Source organism: Lentzea sp. NBRC 102530, assembly GCF_030269365.1.
Taxonomy (GTDB): Bacteria; Actinomycetota; Actinomycetes; order Mycobacteriales; family Pseudonocardiaceae; genus Lentzea.
The window spans coordinates 694,791-710,853 of record NZ_BSTF01000002.1 but is presented as its reverse complement, the minus strand read 5'-3'; the positions used below and the strand labels follow the sequence as shown (position 1 = coordinate 710,853).

Genomic DNA, 16,063 nt, shown 5'->3' with positions numbered 1-16,063 from the left:
CTACCGACCGCCGGAGGCTCGATCGCGGTCGTAGTGCGAACGTCGCCCGACGCGGCTGCGCCGCGCCGTGGCGTTCATCAACGCCGGGCTCGCCTCCGGTTTGTCCAGGCCGACCGCGGACCACACCTCCGACCTCGCCGAGATCGTCGGCACGCACCGGTACGTGGAGGCGGGCAACCACATCGGCAAGATCGTCGTCACGATGTCCCACGACTGGGCAGAGCAGGGAAAATTCCATCCGGCGGCGCCCGGCCGCGTCTTTGGTCCATACGAGCGATTGACGACCAAACGGCCCCGAACGTCCCAAAATCCGCCATAGTGTCGGCCGCGTGGCCGATCACATGCCCGACGACGAGCCGTGGCGGGTGCGCGTGCTCGACGCCGACGGCGGCGTCCTCGGCGCGGGTGTGCTGCTCGGTGAGACGCATGTGCTGACCTGCGCGCACGTGGTGCCCGCGGGTGCTGACCACGTGTTCGTCGACCGGATGCGCGGGCCCGCCGTGCGCGCCGACGTGGCGGACGAGCACTTCGTGCCGCCACTCGAGGACCGCCGGGGTGACGTCGCCTTGCTGGACCTGGCGGGGCCCGTGGACGGTGCCGGTGCGCTGCTGCGCCGGACCGCGTTGCCCAGGAACCTCGTGGTGCGCACGGTCGGGTTTCCCCGGCGGGTGCACGACGGTGTGTCGGTGCTGGCGCGGCTCGCCGGGCGGGGCGGGCCCGGGCACGAGTGGGTGCAGCTCAACCGCGACTCCGCGAACGAGTTTCCGGTGACCAGCGGGTTCAGCGGGGCGGGCGTGGTGGACGACGCGGACGGGTCGCGGGCGGTGATCGGGATCGTGGTCGGCGAGTTCGCCAACGACATCGCGCACCTGGCCTGGATGATCCCCGTGGAGACGATCCTGGTGCACCTGCCCGGGGTGGCGCGGTGGGCCGTCGGGGGTGCGCCGCTCGACGACGGGTTCACCGGCACGCCCGACGCGCACGTCGAGCAGGTCGGGCTGGCTCGGGCGCTGGCCGGGTGGCTCGATCGGCACCACTCGCGCGACGTGGTGATGGTGCTGGTGGGCCGTGATCGCGAGGTGTTGCACCGCGCCGTCGGGCTGTCGGCGGTGGAGTCGCGGCCGGAGACGAACGGCGCGCCGGAGGGGACGGTGCCCTCGGTCGGAAGCGTCGACCTCGCGGTGGACGCGTCGAGCCGGACCGCCGACCAGGTGTCGCGGCGGATCATCGACCGCGCCGGGGTGGGGGCCGACGAGAGCAGCACTCCCAGTGAGCAGGTGCGGGCGGGGACACCGCCGATGACCGTCGTGGTCGACGGGGTGGACGACGCCGAACAGCCCGAGGTGTTGTTGCAGGAGGTCCTGAAGCCTCTCGTCGAGCAGGGGTCGCGGGTGGTGCTCGGCTTCCGGCGCGAGTCGTCGCCGAGCCTCACGGCGGCGCGGTCGTGGGAGCTCGGGTCGCTCACCGCGCGGCTGGACCGGCTCGCGGACGAGATCAAGGTGCTTGCGGCGCAGGAGGAACTGCTCGACCGCCACCACCGTGAGGTCGATCATCGCGCGGCCGGGCTGCGGATGCGTCTGGTGCGGCTGCGGGCCGCCCTCGGACGGCCGGACGCGCACTCGGTGCGGCCGTTGCTGGAGGAGACCGAGGTCTCGCTCGCGCGGGCGTTGAGGCGCACCGGGCGTGCGGCGCGGGTGGTGGAGGAGTTGCTGGAACGTCGGCGGGAGGCGGGTGGGCTGCTCGACGCCTACCAGGCGAAGGCCGACGGCGGTGGTCTCGTCGAGGACACCGGGCTGGCGGGGCTGTACCGGCGGGCGCACGACCTGCTGGGACGCGGGCTCGACGACCTCGCGCTCGCCGAGGAGGCGGTGCGCGGGTACGGGGCCGCGGTCCGGCGGGCGCTCGGCGACGCGGGGAGGGAGCGGCGGTGACGGCGTGCAACCGGCCGGGGTGCACCGGAACGGTGCGGGCCACGGGTTTCTGCGGCACGTGCTGGCTGCGGCCGTTGTCCGACGAGGCCCTCGCGGAGGTGACCGCGGTGCCGGCCACCTCCGTCCTGAGCCACTCGAGCGGTGATCCGCTCGCGTTGCCGGTGTTCGAGTTCCCCGACCCGTCGAGCCGGATCCTCAACGACACCGACGTTCCCGAAGAGAGCCGCAAGTGCCCCGGCGAGAACTGCGGGGCGCCGGTCGGCCGCAGTTACGCGGGTCAGCCCGCCATCAGCGAGGGGTTCTGCCCCGCCTGCGGGCACCCGTACTCGTTCGTGCCGAACCTGCACGAGGGTGACCTGGTCGACGGCCAGTACGAGGTGATCGGCTGCTTCGCGCGCGGCGGGCTCGGCTGGGTGTACCTGGCGCGGGACCGCCGACTGGACGACAACCTGGTCGTCCTCAAAGGACTGATCGACCTGCGCTACGCCGCGCTCGCGACGGCGGAGCGGCGCGCCATGACGATGATGGACCACAAGAACATCGTGCGGATCCTCAACTTCGTCGCCCACCCCGACAGCGCGGGCAAGCAGCGCGAGTACATCGTCATGGAGTACGTCGACGGGCTGACGTTGCGCGAGGCCACCCGGCAACGCGCGCTCGGCACCGAGCCGTTGCGGGTCGAGCACGTCATCTTCTGCGTGCTGCAGGTGCTGGAGGCGATGGAGTACCTGCACCGGCGCGGCTACCTCTACTGCGACATGAAGCCGGACAACGTGATCGTCCGGCCGGGGCACCGCGGCGAGGAGGACCGGGTCAAGGTCATCGACCTGGGCGCGGTGCGCAAGGCCGACGACCGCGAGAGCAGCCGGATCGGCACCAAGCCCTTCGAGGTCGACGAGGCGGAGTTCCAGGCCCGCGGCCTGACCGTGCAGTCCGACATCCACACCGTGGGCGTCACGCTGGAACGGCTCTACACCGGCACGACCGACTGGCTGGACCAGCAGACGGGCGCGACCGACGAGCACCTCGCGCTCGGCCTGGAGTCGTTCCGCCGGCTGATCGCCAGGGCCCGGCACGAGGACCCCGACCAGCGCTTCGACTCGGCGGCCCAGATGGCCGAGCAGCTCAAGGGGGTGCGGCGCGAGATCGCGTCCCTGCGCGACGGCGTCGCCCGGCCCGATCCGTCGACCGTCTTCGCACCGACGGCCGCGCTGCTCGACTCAGGACTCGGCGACGTGCCCCCGTTGCACCGGTGGACCAGGCCCGACCGGTACAGCGGCACCGGCGTGCCGCTGCCGGACGGACGGCCGGGTGCCGCCGAGGTCGCGATCGGGCTGCCGGTGCCGCGGGTCGATCCCGGTGACGACGCCGCCGAGTACCTCGCCGTCATCGGCGAGCCGACCGCCCTGCGGTTGCTGGACAAGCTGACGACCGCGGACCTCGACACCGCGGAGAGCTGGTTCGCCCGCTGCCGGGCGGAGATCGAGATCGGACGGCTCGACCTCGCCGCGGACAGCCTGCGCGCGGCCGGGCGCGAGGCCGGCGACTGGCGGATCGCGTGGCACCGCGGGCTGATCGCGCTCGCCAGGGACGAGGTCGGCCAGGCCCGGCTGGAGTTCACCGCCGTCTACGACGCGCTGCCCGGCGAGGAGGCACCGAAGCTCGCGCTCGGCTTCTGCGCCGAGCACGAGGGCGAACTCGACCGGGCCCGGCGGCTCTACGAGGCGGTCTGGCGCCGGGACCGGTCGCAGGGCAGCGCCGCGTTCGGGCTGACCAGGATCAGGCTGGCCGAGGGCGACCGGGCGGGCGCGGTGGCCGTGCTCGACGAGGTGCCCAAGGTGTCCCGGCACTTCGACGCCGCCGCCGTCGCGGCCGTGATCATCCTTTGTGGACGGCTGGCGTCGGGTACCCCGGCGGTCGGCGACCTGGGCGAGGCGGCCGAACGCCTGCCGTCGCTCTACCTCGACACCGACGGGCGCAACCGGCTCGTCACGATCCTGCGGGAGGCCGCGCTGCCGCTCGTCGGCGAACCCGGCACCCGGTTCGACGCCGCCGACGTCTTCGGCGCCGTGCCCAGCGCGGACGGACTGCGGCGGTTGCTCGAGGAGTCGTACCGCGGCCTGGCCGGACAGGCCCGCAACGAGGACGAGCACGGCATTCTCATCGACCTGGCCAACACGATTCGCCCGAGGACGTGGTCATGACAGCGGACGCGCAGCCGGCCTTCAGCCTCGAGGTGAGCCAGAACCCGTACCTGTTCGCCGGCGAGACCGAGATGCACGCGGTGCTCACCGTGACGACCCGGGGCCTCGGCGGCCTGACCGGCGGCGAGGTCCCCGAGGCCGCCGAGGTGATCGCCATCGACTGCTCCGGCTCGATGCACAGCCCTCCGGCGAAGCTGCGGGCCGCGCAGGAGGCCACCGCCGCGGCGATCGACGCCCTGCGCGACGGGGCGTTCTTCGCGGTGGTCGAGGGCACGCACGCGGCGCGCGTGATCTACCCGAAGGACGACCGCCTGGTCGCGGCGACCGCCGCGACGAGGGCCGCGGCGAAGCGGGCGGTGCGGCGCCTGACCGCCAGCGGCGGCACCGCGATGGGGTCGTGGCTGCGGCTGGCGGACCGGTTGCTGGCCGCCCACCCGGAGGCCGTGCGGCACGTCCTGCTGCTGACCGACGGCAAGAACGAGCACGAGACGTCCGGGGAACTCGACGAGGTGCTGGCGGGATGTTCCGGCCGGTTCGTCTGCGACGCGCGCGGCGTGGGTGACGGCTGGGAGCCCGAGGAGCTGCTGCGCATCGTGTCCGCGTTGAACGGCACGGCCGACGCCGTCCGCGAGGAGCACGAACTCGCCGAGGACTTCACCGCGATCATGCGGGCCGCGATGCGCAAGGTCGTGCCGGAGTTGCTGGTCCAGGTCGAGACCACGCCGTTCGCCCGCGTGCGCTTCCTGCGGCAGACGTTCCCGACGCAGACGGACCTGACCGCGCTCGGCACGTCCACGGGCCCGCTGACCACCCTGTTCCCCACGGGTTCCTGGGGTGAGGAGAGCCGGGACTTCCACATCTGCCTGGACGTGCGGCCGGACGGGCTGGGGCTGCTCGAGTACCAGATCGCCGAGGCCTCCCTGGTGCCCGTCCGCGCCGGACGCGAAACCCCGGCCGCCGTCGCGGGCGACGTGCGGCCGATCGTCGCGCAGTGGACCGAGAACACCGTCCTCTCCAGCGTGATGGACTCCCGGGTCGCGCACGCCACGAACCAGGCCGAACTCGGCCGGGCGGTGATGGCCGGGTGCGAGGCGTACGACGAGGGCGACACCGAACGGGCCGCGCTGGAGTGGGGCAGGGCCGTCGCGCTGGCTTCCGCGCAGCGCAACGAGAAGGTGCTCACCCGGCTGCACCGGCTGGTCGACGTCGTCGGCGATCCGGCCCGCGGCGAGGTGCGCGTCCGGACCGACCTCGACCTGCTCGACGTCAAGCTGAGCGAGCTCAGCCGGAGCCACGGCACGCGCGGCCCCGATGCCGCCCAGGACCCCGGCCCGCAGCAGACCGGTCCCGATCGCACGTGTGAGCGTTGCCGGCACGTCTCCCCCGCCCGCGCCGCGTTCTGCGAGGGGTGCGGCCAGGCGTTCGAGGTGAGCGCATGACGGCCCCCGGCGTGGTCGCCACCCGGACGGACGCCCGCTCCACCACCCGGCGCGGTCTGTTGCGGCTGCGCGCCGCGCTGCTGGGCGTGACCGCGCTGGTGCTGCTGTCGTCCTGGTACGCCTTCGACAGCGTGCACGACACCATCGACACCGTGCGCGACCGCAGTGCCCCCGCGCTGCTGGAGGCCGCCGTCGCCCGGTCCGCACTCGCCGAGGCGGACTCGGTGGCCATCAGGAGCTTCAGCTCGGGCGAGGCCCAGTTGATCGGGCCGGGTGACCGCTACCAGAACCAGATCGCGGTGGCGAGCCAGAGCATCGCGCAGGTCGCCGAGGACAACACCCTGGGCGAGTCCGGCAGCAAGCAGCTGCGCGTGGTGGCCGGACTCGTCGTCGCGTACACCGGGTGGATCGAGCAGGCCGACGCGCACTACCGGCAGGGCGGCGGCAGCACGTCGCTGGCGGCGGTCGACCTCTGGTACGCGTCCCGGCTGCTGCACGAACCGGGCAGCGGGGTGCTGGCCCAGTTCGACGAGCTGGTGAAAGCGCAGCAGGCCGCGCTCGGCGACCAGCTCGACGGCAGCTCGACGACGTTCTGGCGGGGAGCGCTCGTCGCCGTGCCGATCATCGCGCTGTTCGTGCTCCTCGTTGTCACACAACGGTTCCTGCGCCGCCGGTTCCGCCGGGCGTGGAACCTGCCGCTGGTGTTCGCGACGGTCGTGCTGGCCGGCTGCGGTGCGATCGCGGTGTTCGGGGTCCTGGCGCAGCAGGAGGTCGAGACGGCGGCCGGCGAACTGCGCGACGTGACGTCCACCTGGGACGGACGGACCTCCACCACCAGGGCCGCCGCGCAGGACGAGCTGAAGAACCTGGTCACGAAGCTCTGCGCGGCCGCGGACGGCGGCTGCGGCGACACGGTCGTCCGATTCCTGTCCGACCTGCGCCAGACGGGCACGCCGGACCCGGTGTCGGACAAGGAGCTCACCGACGCGGCCAAGCACGTCAACGCCTCGGTCGCGGCGGCCGACGACCACGCGGGCCTGGAGACGTTGATCCCGATCGGCGCCGTGCTGATCGGGCTGTCCGTGCTCCTCGGCCTCCACCCGCGCATCCAGGAATACAGGTACGAGCGACGATGATCCGACTGCTGATCGTGCTGGTCCTGCTGAGCGCGCTGCCCGCCTGCTCCGGCGCGGGCGCCGCGGGGAAGGTCCAGATCATGGCGTCCTGGACCGGCCAGGAGGAGCAGCGGTTCCTCGAAGTGCTGGCGGAGTTCGAGAAGGACGAGAACGTCGTCGTCGAGTACGTCGGCACCCGCGCGCTGAGCCAGGTGCTCGGGTCCGAGGTGCGGCAGGGCACTCCCCCGGACATCGCCCTGCTGCCCAGTCCAGGGGAACTCGCGGCCTACGCGCGCGACGGGCACCTCGTCCCGTTGGACGGCATCGTCCCCTCCGGCCAGGACGAGTACAGCGCGCAGTGGCTGGCGCTCGAGAAGGTCGCGCTGCGCGACGGCGGCGAGCAGCGCTTCGCCGTCGCGGTCAAGGCCGACCTGAAGAGCGCGATCTGGTTCAACCCCGGGACGTTGCGCTCCCCGGTGCCGCGGACCGGCGAGGAACTGCTGGCGTTGAGCGACGAACTCGCGGCAGGCGGCCGCACGCCGTGGTGCATGGGCCTCGGCGCCACCCCGGACTCCGGCTGGCCCGGCACGGACTGGATCGAGGACGTCCTGCTGCACCAGGCAGGCCCCGACGTCTACCGGCAGTGGGCGGCGAGCAAGCTGCCGTGGACGTCGCCGCAGGTGCGCGAGGCGTGGACGACCTGGAGCCGGCTGGCCGGCGCCACGACCGTGCGCGGTGGTCCGAAGTCCGCGCTGCTGACGGACTTCGTCGACTCCGGCAGGGCCCTGTTCGGCCCGCAGCCGGGGTGCCTGCTCGACCACCAGGCGTCGTTCATCATGGGCGTCTACCAGGGTTACGACACCGCCCCGGAGGTCGCGCGGGACTTCGACTTCTTCCCGTTCCCCGCGTTCGCCGGCAAGCCACCCGCCTCGGTGGTCTCGGCCGACCTGGCGGCCATGTTCACCGACACCCCGCAGGCCCGCAGGCTGATCAGCTACCTCGCTTCCGAGAAGGCGCAACGGATCTGGCCGCGCAACGGCGGCGCGTTCTCGACGAACCGCAAGGTCGGGCCGTCGGAGCACCGCGACGACGTCAGCAAGAAGATCGCCACGATCCTGACCTCGGACCAGTCGCTGTGCTTCGACGCCTCCGACCTCATGCCCCCGAAGATGCGCACCGCGTTCTACCGCGCGGTGCTCGAACACGTCGACGATCCGTCCCGGCTCGAGTCACTGCTGGAGAAGCTGGAGATCGTCCGATCCGGTGTCCCGGAAGAAGAACGGGTGGAGTTCCCGTGCCGATGAGGAGTGGTGCATGACTGAACTGGCGCGTTTCGCACTGGACGGCGGCGGCTCGGTCGTCGTCGAGGTCGACGAGGAGCCGGGCGTCTCCCGGGCGAGCCGCTCGGGCCGCGTGCTGCGCGACGCCCGCGCGTCCTTCGAGAAGGCGCTGACCGACGTGCGCGACGCCGCCTCGACCGCGCTCGACCAGTTCCGCGCGATGTCCCGTCCGCCGGACGAGGTCGAGCTCAAGTTCGGCGTGAAGCTGGACGCCGAGGCCGGCGCCGTGATCGCACGCACCGGCGTGCAGGGCCAGTTCGAGGTGAAGCTGCGGTGGCGGCGCGACCACACCCCGATCGAGGAGGAAGTGGTCGAGGAGGAGAACTGAGTTCCGCTTCGTCCACATCGGACGCGCCGTAGAGTGCTCCCGTGACGGCGAGCTTTGACTGGGCGGAGTTCGAGCGGGCCCTGCACGACGGCGTGGTGCGGTCCGTCGAGGCGGCGGTCCACCCCGGCGAGCGGTTCTACGCGGCGGCGCTGCACCGCGTCCACCGCGAGCAGGACGGCTTGATCGCGTTGCCCCTGTTGGGAGTCAACAGCGTCGAGGCGTTGGCGCGCGAACCCGAGGAGGTCCGGGAGCAGCTGCGGTGGAGCGCCCCGGACTGGGACCGCCACCTCGACGACTGGCTGCCACCCGGGTCTGCCGAACGCTGGGAGCAGGCCTTGACGGCGCTGGCGTGCGCCGGAACGACCCGCCACTGGCAACGGACGTTCGACCGCTACGTCACCACGCTGGTCCGCGTCTGCCGCCGAGCACGCACGACGCTGCGCCGGGATGGCGTCACCGACCGGAAGTTCGTGGTGCTGCTGCTCGACGACGAGCTGCACGAGCCGCTGATCAAGCGCGTGCTGACCGGTGCCGAGGTGCGCCGCCACTTCCCGGAACTGGACGAGCGCACGGTAGCCCTGGCCGAACTCGCGGCACTCCCCCCGGCCGACCGCGCCGCCCGCCTGACCGGCCTGCTGGGCACGTTCGAGGGCCCGGTCGGCTCGGAGAACGCCGCAGCCCTGCTGCTCGAACTCGGCCCGGCGGCGTTCTCGGCGTTGCTCGACCTGCTCGGCGGCAGCGCGGACCGAGCCTGGCAAGCCGCGAAACTGCTCGCGGACATCGGCCGCCCCACCGACAGCGTCATCACCGCATTGGAGGCCACACTGGCCCACGCCGGCGCGCGGCACTGGGCCGCGGTCGCGCTGTCCCGCCTCGGCCGCCTCGACCTCGTGCTCGCCCGCGCCGACAGCCTGCCCGCGGACGTCGTGGCCGGCGCGGTCGCGGCGCCCTACACCTCGTTCCGCGACCACGGGGTCGTCTCCGCACCGCTCGACTACCGGCCGTTGGCGGAAGTGGCCGAACGCAAGCCCGCCTACCTGGCGGCGGTGGAGGCGAGGCTGGCTCCCGGCACCGGTTGCTGCGAGATCACCACTGCCGAGGTCGACGTCGCCGTCCTCGGGCTGGGCTCTCCGCACGCGCTGATCCGCCGGCACGCGGTGAGCGTGCTGGGGCGGCGGCAGCTCGGCAGGCAGGTCGGGCGGCGGGTGCTGCCGTTGTTGTGCCGGGTGATGCGGGACGACCCGGACGCGTCGGTGCGCCGTCTCGCCGTCCTGTCGCTGTTGTGGTGGCGGCGGGACTCGCGCCACCTGGCCGAGGTGGTCCGGGAGGCGGTGGGCGACCCGGACGCGGCGGTGCGGGAGGCGGCGGAGCACTGGTTGCGCGAACAGCAGGTGGGCGAGCCGTGAAGTCTGCGGTTGACTGCTCTGCGAAGGCTTCGAACTGACCTGCGGTTCGGAGCAGGAGGGAATTCCATGGGGATCTCGCTGACCGCCGCCGACGTCCTTCCCCAGGACGCGGCATCCGCCACCCTGGTCGCGCGGGTGTTCGACCCGTCCGTCGACGGCCCCTCGGTCGTGGCGATCCGCGGCGAGGAGGTCGTGGATCTCTCGGCGCTGGCACCGACCATGTCGTCGTTGCTCGAACGGCCGGACGCGCTGGAGATCGCCAGGACCCACCCGGGCACCTCGTGGCCGCTCGCGGAAGTGCTCGCCGCCACGACGAACCCGGACGGTGCCGTGCCGCGCCTCCTGGCTCCGGTCGACCTGCAGGTGCTCAAGGCCGCGGGCGTGACGTTCGTCCGCAGCATGCTGGAAAGGGTCATCGAGGAGCGGGCCGACGGGGATCCGGCGCGGGCCGAGGAGGTGCGCGCGAAGATCGGCGCGATCGTCCAGGGGCACCTCTCGAAGCTGAAGCCCGGTTCGGCGGAGGCCGCGGAGGTGAAGAGGGTGCTGCAGGCGGAGGGGCTGTGGTCGCAGTACCTCGAGGTCGGCATCGGGCCGGACCCCGAGATCTTCACCAAGGCGCCGGTGCTCTCGGCGGTGGGGGTCGGGACGGACGTGGGTGTGCTCGCCCGCTCGACCTGGAACAACCCCGAACCCGAGCTCGTGCTGGTGGTGAACTCGCGCGGGACACCGGTCGGCGCGACTCTCGGCAACGACGTCAACCTCCGCGACTTCGAGGGCCGCAGCGCCCTGTTGCTCACGGAGGCCAAGGACAACAACGCCTCCTGCGCCATCGGGCCGTTCCTGCGGCTGTTCGACGACGGGTTCACGCTCGCGGACGCCAAGGCCACCGAGATCTCCCTGGACATCACCGGTCCAGACGGGTTCGAGCTGCACGGCGTGAGCGCGGTGTCGGAGATCAGCCGGGAGCTCGAGGACCTGGTGTCCCACGCGTTCGGCGCCCACCACCGCTATCCCGACGGGTTCGTGCTGTTCACCGGCACGATGTTCGCGCCGACCGAGGACCGCGACCGGCCCGGCGAGGGGTTCACGCACGTGGTCGGGGACGTCGTGCGCATCTCGTCTCCTCGGCTGGGCTCGTTGACGAACGTCGTGAACACCGCCGAGGACGCGCAGGACTGGACGTTCGGCATCACCGCGCTGATGACGAACCTCGCCGCCCGCGGGCTGCTGGGCTGACGGGTCAGAAGACCGCGAGCGGGTTCACCGGCAGGCCCGTGGTGCCGAGGATGCGGGGCACCGCGGCCACGAAGAGGAACGTGTGGCGGCCCTGGTCCGAGCAGGCCGCCGCGAGTTCCTCGCACTGGGCGCCGTCGACGAGCACGAGGCCGAGGCGCAGGAGCCCGAGCCGGTGCAACGCGCCGGGGACGTCGTCGCGCACCGGCGGGGACGCGTCGCCGATGTCCCCGGCGTAGAGGGAGATCTCGTGGTCGTGCATCCACCGGACCGCGCCCGAGGTCATCCCCGGCAGTGGCCGGCCGTGGTCGGCCACGCGGTCCCAGCCCGCCCGCACCACCAGGGCGTCACCGGACTCCACCACGACTCCCGCGCGCGCCGCGGCGGCGTCCAGGTCCGCGGCTGTGACCGCGTGGCCGTCGGGCAGCGCGCCTGCGGGGGCGAGGTCGAGCAGCACTCCCCTGGTCACGATGCCGCCGGCGAACGCGTCGGCGGCGCCGTGGGTCACCCCGGCGGGGCCGGAACTCTCCGCCTGCGCGATCCCGGGGTAGACCTGGCCGTCGACCACCATGTGCGCCAGGGCGTCGAGGTGGGTGACCTCGGGGTGGTGGGTCGTCACGAGCATCAGCTCGGCCATCGCCAGCGGGGGCGCGCCGGTGAACGACATGATCGTCTGCACGCCCGTGGTGTCCGCGTGCAGCGCGGCCATCGGGCCGCCCATCAGCGGCGCCGTGGGGGTCTTGCGGGCCAGTGACACCGACTGTCCCGTGCGCACCTGGGCGACGCCGCGGGCGCGGGCCTCCGCCGTGATCAGGTTGACGGTGCCGAGCTGGTCCGTGCCGCCCCAGCGTCCCCAGTTGCTCGGGAACTCGGCAGGCTTCTCGTCCATGGTGGGTGTCTCTCGTTTCCGCGGTGGGACAGGACTGGTCGAGATCGTCACCGCTCCGGCGCCCCGCCGACAGCCCGGCCGCTGCCCATCCGGTGCCCAAACCCGGGTTGGTTACTGTCGGGTGCATGCCCTCACTCGGACACACCCTGCGGGAGCTGCGGCTGCGGTCCTTCACCGGTCGTGACGACGAGGTCGCCCTGTTCCGGGACGCGCTGGGCGGTTCCGGTGTGGTCTTCGTGCACGGACCGGGCGGGGTGGGCAAGAGCACGTTGCTCGACGTGTTCGCCGAGGTGGCCGCCGGGAAGGGGGTCGAACCGGTCCGGATCGACGCCCGCCACCTGGCGCTCGGCCGGAGCGCGCTGCCGGCGCCCGCCGACGCGCCCTCGCTCCTCTTCCTCGACACCTACGAACTGCTGGAACCGCTCGACGACTGGATCCGCGAGCACTACCTGCCGTCGCTCCCGGCGTCGTGCCTGGTGGTGATCGCCGGACGGCGTGGCCCCGGCCCGCGGTGGCGCGCGGACCCGGCGTGGCGGACGGTGATGGAGGTCGTCGCCCTCGGCAACCTGTCCGAGCGGGACGGTCGCGCCTACCTGTGCGCTCAGGAGGTTCCCGAGGAAGAGCACGAGCGGCTGCTGAAGATCAGCAGCGGTCACCCCCTCACGTTGTCGATGGTGGTGGACGCCGTGCGCCGCGGAGCGTCGCCCCGCACCCTGGCGGACCTGCCCGGCGGGGCGGCCGCGTTGCTGACGCAGCTGATCGGTGACGTGCCGAGCGCCCGCCACCGCACCGCGCTGGAGGTGTGCGCGCTGCTGCTCGTCACCACCGAGGACCTGCTGCGCACGCTCGCCGGCGACGACACCGGGGAGCTGTTCGCCTGGTTGCGGGCACAGGTGTTCGTCGACGAGTCGCCGTACGGCCTGTACCCGCACGACGTGGTCCGCGACGCCGTCGTCGCGGACCTGCGCTGGCGCGATCCCAGCCGCTACGCCGACCTCTACCGCAGGAAGCTCGCGCTGTTCCAGGGCCAGGTCCGGGCCACGGCGGACGAACGGCACCGGCTCGACCTGATGGTCATGACGGTCGTGCTCAACGGCACGCGGTCGCGCTTCGCCGCGCTGGCGTCGCTCCCGCCGACCTTGCGGACTCACGCCGACTCGCTGCGCGAGGGCGATCAGCCGGAAATCGTCGCCATGACGGCCCGGTGGCAGGGGCACGACCAGGCCGCCTCGGTGGCGCGGTGGCTGCAGCGCCGGCCCGAGGCGTTCCGCGTCTTCCGCACCGGCAACGGCGCACCGCAGGGCTTCGGCGCGTGCCTGGACCTGGCCGAGGCCGATCTCGGCGCGGACCCCCGCACGGACGCGATGTGGTGGCACGCCGAGGAGTTCGGGCCTCCGCGCGCCGGCGAACGGGTCCGCGCGTGGCGGTTCTTCCTCGACCGCGACCACGGGCAACGCCCGTCCCCGTCGCTGACGCTGTTCGTCGCGTGGCAGATGCTGGAGATCGTCCTGATCGGCGACGACACGGCGTGGACCTTCGTGGACGCGTTCGAGGACGGCGCACTGTGGACACCCGCGCTGAAGTCGCTCGGGTTCCGGGCCGTCGGCGCGTCGTCCCGTCCGCTGTTCGCCCGCGACTGGCGCCGGGCCGACGTGGAGGAGTACACGGATCTGTTGCACGCCAACCAGATCGGCGCGCCGGTGCGGCAGGAGCCCGGCGAGGTGCTGTCCCGGCCGGAGTTCACCGAGGCCGTCCGCTCCGCGCTGCGCGCCCTGCACTCCCCGGAACTGCTGCACCACAACCCGTTGCTGCGGTCGCGGATGGTCGCGCGGCACGGAGGCGCGGGACGCACGCCCGCTGAATCGTTGCGGGAGTTGCTCGAGGACACCGCCGCCGGGCTGAAGCCCGAGTTCCGGGTGCTGGTCGAGCGCACGTTCCTGCGACCGGTCGGTGTTCAGGAGCGCGTCGCGGAGTCGTTGCACCTGTCTTTCAACACCTACCGGCGGCATCGGGACAAAGCGGTCACGCACCTCACCGAACTGTTGTGGGAGCGCGACCGCCGCTGACCCATTCGGGTCTTTGATGGCCGGAACCCGTTGCGCACGCACCGCTTGATCCTCCGGCAATCAGTTGTTAACGTGCACATCCCGCTTGTGGCGCAGGTCACAAAACAGCGCGTGAGGTGCATGAATGCGATCACCGAAGTTCGTCGTTCCCGTGATCGCGCTGCTCGCTGCGGCGTGCGGCTCGCCCGCCGCGGGGCAGCAGAGCAAACCGGTTGAGAGCGCTCTCGTGGGTGTCACGATGCCCACGACGAAGTCGGAACGCTGGATCAGCGACGGCGACAACATCAAGCGCGACCTCGAGTCGCGCGGCCACAAGGTCGACCTGCAGTACGCGCAGAACGACGTGCCCACGCAGGTGAGGCAGGTGCAGAGCCAGATCGCCGCCGGCGCGAAACTCCTGATCATCGCCTCGGTGGACGGCTCCGCGCTCACCGAACCGCTGGCGGCCGCCGCGGAGGCCGGGATCCCGGTGATCGCCTACGACCGGCTGCTGCGCGGCAGCCCGAACGTCGACTACTACGCGACGTTCGAGAACTTCCGCGTCGGCGTCTACCAGGCCGAGTCGCTGCTGAACGGCCTGGGCCTGCGCAACGGTGACGGCACTCCCGGTCCCCAGCCCGGCCCGTTCAACGTCGAACTGTTCGCCGGTTCCGCGGACGACAACAACTCGGCGTTCTTCTTCAACGGCGCGATGTCCGTGCTCAAGCCCTATCTCGACGAGAAGAAACTGGTGGTGCGCAGCGGTCAGGTCGACTTCACGGCCGTGACGACCCTGCGGTGGGACGGCGAGACCGCCCGCAAGCGCATGGAGGAGATCCTCACCACGGCGTACAAGAAGAACAAGGTGAACGGCGTGCTTTCGCCCTATGACGGCATTTCGCTGGGGGTCCTCACCGCGCTGAAGAACAACGGCTACGGCGCACCCCTGCCGATCGTGACGGGCCAGGACGCCGAACTGCCCTCGGTGAAGTCCATCATCGCGGGCGAGCAGTACTCCACGATCTACAAGGACACCCGCGAACTCGCCACGGCCACGGCGTCGATGGCGGAGGCGGTGCTGAAGGGACGGACACCGCCGCAGCTCAACAACCTCAACGACTACGAGAACGGCGTCAAGATCGTCCCGGCCTTCCTGCTCAACCCCGTGAGCGTCGACAAGGCCAACTACCACCAGGTCCTCGTCGACTCCGGCTACTACACCGACGACCAGCTCCGCTGACTCGCGCGAACTCGTTGCCGCACAACGTCTCCTGACTTTTCGAAACAACTCCCGGCTCTGCCCGGCGGTTTCCTGCACTAGGCTCGGATCGCAGGCTCATCGAGGTTCACCGGCGGTCATCGCGAATCCGAGGGAGTTGCCGACGTGGTCGAGACGCACGACATCGTTCGCCCGCCCGCAGAACTCAGCACCGCCCTCGCGGCTCTCGGCAGCGCGACGGCGAGCGCCGAACTGAGCCGCATGGGCATCCGCAGCGCGTTCATCCAGGGCCCGGTCACGGTGACGCCCGGCGTGCGGGTGGCCGGTCCGGCGCTGACGCTGCAGTTCCTGCCGAAGCGGGAGGACCTCTACCCCGACGAGGAGTACGCCGAGCCGGAGAAACAACTGCACCGGCACGTCATGTACCACGCCCAGCAGGGCGACATGATCGTCGTGGACGCGCGCGGCGACATGGGCAGCGGGGTGTTCGGCGAGATGATGCTGACGTACTTCAAGGGTCGCGGCGGCGCGGGCGTGGTGATCGACGGGTGCCTGCGCGACGTCGGCGAGGCCAAGAAGCTCGGGCTCGGGCTGTGGATCCGCGGTGCCACCCCGAACTACCACGCCCAGACCGGCATCGTCCCGACCGCCGTGAACGTGCCGGTGGCCTGCGGCGGCACGCTCGTCGAACCGGGCGACATCGTCGTCGCGGACGACGACGGGGCGGTCGTGGTGCCGGTGAAGCTCGCGCCCGCACTGGTCGCCGCCGCCCGGGAACACGCGGAGTGGGAGGAGTTCTCCCGGATCCGGCTGTCCGAGGGCGGCGACCTGCGGCGGTACTACCCGTTGTCGGAGGACGCCTGGCCCGAGTACGAGAAGTGGCGCGCCGAGCAGGGACGCTAGCTCCACAACCG

The 16,063-nt window shown here is 72.0% G+C and carries 13 protein-coding genes; 12 read left to right on the top strand and 1 reads right to left on the bottom strand.

What is annotated here, in order from left to right; genetic code table 11:
* Positions 1 to 67 precede the first annotated feature (67 nt).
* The 9 genes from QSK25_RS06845 to QSK25_RS06805 all read left to right on the top strand — a co-directional run bounded on the left by QSK25_RS06845 (position 68) and on the right by QSK25_RS06805 (position 10,999).
* Positions 68 to 319 carry a hypothetical protein gene (locus QSK25_RS06845; RefSeq protein ID WP_285634799.1) on the top strand — a complete coding sequence of 84 codons (252 nt, stop codon included), beginning with the start codon at positions 68 to 70 and terminating at the stop codon, positions 317 to 319.
* A gap of 10 nt (positions 320 to 329) precedes the next feature.
* Positions 330 to 1,931, top strand: a complete 1,602-nt coding sequence (locus QSK25_RS06840; protein ID WP_285634794.1) for a trypsin-like serine peptidase — start codon at positions 330 to 332, stop codon at positions 1,929 to 1,931.
* On the top strand, positions 1,928 to 4,135 hold the full coding sequence (locus QSK25_RS06835) for a serine/threonine-protein kinase (protein ID WP_285634791.1): 2,208 nt from the start codon (positions 1,928 to 1,930) through the stop codon (positions 4,133 to 4,135). Before QSK25_RS06840 ends, QSK25_RS06835 begins: the two co-directional genes overlap by 4 nt.
* Complete coding sequence (locus QSK25_RS06830) at positions 4,132 to 5,574, top strand: vWA domain-containing protein (protein WP_285634788.1); 1,443 nt, start codon at positions 4,132 to 4,134, stop codon at positions 5,572 to 5,574. Before QSK25_RS06835 ends, QSK25_RS06830 begins: the two co-directional genes overlap by 4 nt.
* On the top strand, positions 5,571 to 6,710 hold the full coding sequence (locus tag QSK25_RS06825) for a GlnX family signal transduction membrane protein (protein ID WP_285634785.1): 1,140 nt from the start codon (positions 5,571 to 5,573) through the stop codon (positions 6,708 to 6,710). The genes QSK25_RS06830 and QSK25_RS06825 overlap by 4 nt, the downstream gene beginning before the upstream one ends.
* Positions 6,707 to 7,993 carry an ABC transporter substrate-binding protein gene (locus QSK25_RS06820; RefSeq protein ID WP_285634781.1) on the top strand — a complete coding sequence of 429 codons (1,287 nt, stop codon included), beginning with the start codon at positions 6,707 to 6,709 and terminating at the stop codon, positions 7,991 to 7,993. The genes QSK25_RS06825 and QSK25_RS06820 overlap by 4 nt, the downstream gene beginning before the upstream one ends.
* A gap of 10 nt (positions 7,994 to 8,003) precedes the next feature.
* Positions 8,004 to 8,357 (top strand): CU044_2847 family protein, encoded by a 354-nt coding sequence (locus QSK25_RS06815; protein ID WP_285634778.1) that lies wholly within the window; start codon positions 8,004 to 8,006, stop codon positions 8,355 to 8,357.
* A 41-nt stretch (positions 8,358 to 8,398) separates the two neighbouring features.
* Positions 8,399 to 9,763 (top strand): HEAT repeat domain-containing protein, encoded by a 1,365-nt coding sequence (locus QSK25_RS06810; RefSeq protein WP_285634775.1) that lies wholly within the window; start codon positions 8,399 to 8,401, stop codon positions 9,761 to 9,763.
* A gap of 66 nt (positions 9,764 to 9,829) precedes the next feature.
* On the top strand, positions 9,830 to 10,999 hold the full coding sequence (locus tag QSK25_RS06805) for a fumarylacetoacetate hydrolase family protein (protein ID WP_285634772.1): 1,170 nt from the start codon (positions 9,830 to 9,832) through the stop codon (positions 10,997 to 10,999).
* A 4-nt stretch (positions 11,000 to 11,003) separates the two neighbouring features.
* Here QSK25_RS06805 and QSK25_RS06800 read toward each other — a convergent pair whose 3' ends face one another.
* Positions 11,004 to 11,885 (bottom strand): cyclase family protein, encoded by an 882-nt coding sequence (locus tag QSK25_RS06800; RefSeq protein ID WP_285634769.1) that lies wholly within the window; start codon positions 11,883 to 11,885, stop codon positions 11,004 to 11,006.
* A 125-nt stretch (positions 11,886 to 12,010) separates the two neighbouring features.
* On the opposite strand from QSK25_RS06800, the gene QSK25_RS06795 reads away from it, so the two are divergent.
* From QSK25_RS06795 to QSK25_RS06785, 3 genes are all read left to right on the top strand, one after another.
* Positions 12,011 to 13,951 (top strand): ATP-binding protein, encoded by a 1,941-nt coding sequence (locus QSK25_RS06795; RefSeq protein WP_285634766.1) that lies wholly within the window; start codon positions 12,011 to 12,013, stop codon positions 13,949 to 13,951.
* A gap of 124 nt (positions 13,952 to 14,075) precedes the next feature.
* Positions 14,076 to 15,170: a multiple monosaccharide ABC transporter substrate-binding protein gene (gene chvE, locus QSK25_RS06790; protein WP_285634764.1), complete on the top strand. Its 1,095-nt coding sequence runs from the start codon at positions 14,076 to 14,078 to the stop codon at positions 15,168 to 15,170.
* 144 nt (positions 15,171 to 15,314) lie between these two features.
* Positions 15,315 to 16,052 (top strand): ribonuclease activity regulator RraA, encoded by a 738-nt coding sequence (locus QSK25_RS06785; RefSeq protein WP_285634761.1) that lies wholly within the window; start codon positions 15,315 to 15,317, stop codon positions 16,050 to 16,052.
* Positions 16,053 to 16,063 lie beyond the last annotated feature (11 nt).

What these genes read in the sequence shown, in the direction of transcription:
- QSK25_RS06830 (WP_285634788.1), top strand. Translation starts at nt 4,132, where the DNA reads ATGACAGCGGACGCGCAGCCGGCCTTCAGCCTCGAGGTGAGCCAGAAC.
- QSK25_RS06825 (WP_285634785.1), top strand. Translation starts at nt 5,571, where the DNA reads ATGACGGCCCCCGGCGTGGTCGCCACCCGGACGGACGCCCGCTCCACC.
- QSK25_RS06820 (WP_285634781.1), top strand. Translation starts at nt 6,707, where the DNA reads ATGATCCGACTGCTGATCGTGCTGGTCCTGCTGAGCGCGCTGCCCGCC.
- QSK25_RS06815 (WP_285634778.1), top strand. Translation starts at nt 8,004, where the DNA reads ATGACTGAACTGGCGCGTTTCGCACTGGACGGCGGCGGCTCGGTCGTC.
- QSK25_RS06805 (WP_285634772.1), top strand. Translation starts at nt 9,830, where the DNA reads ATGGGGATCTCGCTGACCGCCGCCGACGTCCTTCCCCAGGACGCGGCA.
- QSK25_RS06800 (WP_285634769.1), bottom strand. Translation starts at nt 11,885, where the DNA reads ATGGACGAGAAGCCTGCCGAGTTCCCGAGCAACTGGGGACGCTGGGGC.
- QSK25_RS06795 (WP_285634766.1), top strand. Translation starts at nt 12,011, where the DNA reads ATGCCCTCACTCGGACACACCCTGCGGGAGCTGCGGCTGCGGTCCTTC.
- chvE (WP_285634764.1), top strand. Translation starts at nt 14,076, where the DNA reads ATGCGATCACCGAAGTTCGTCGTTCCCGTGATCGCGCTGCTCGCTGCG.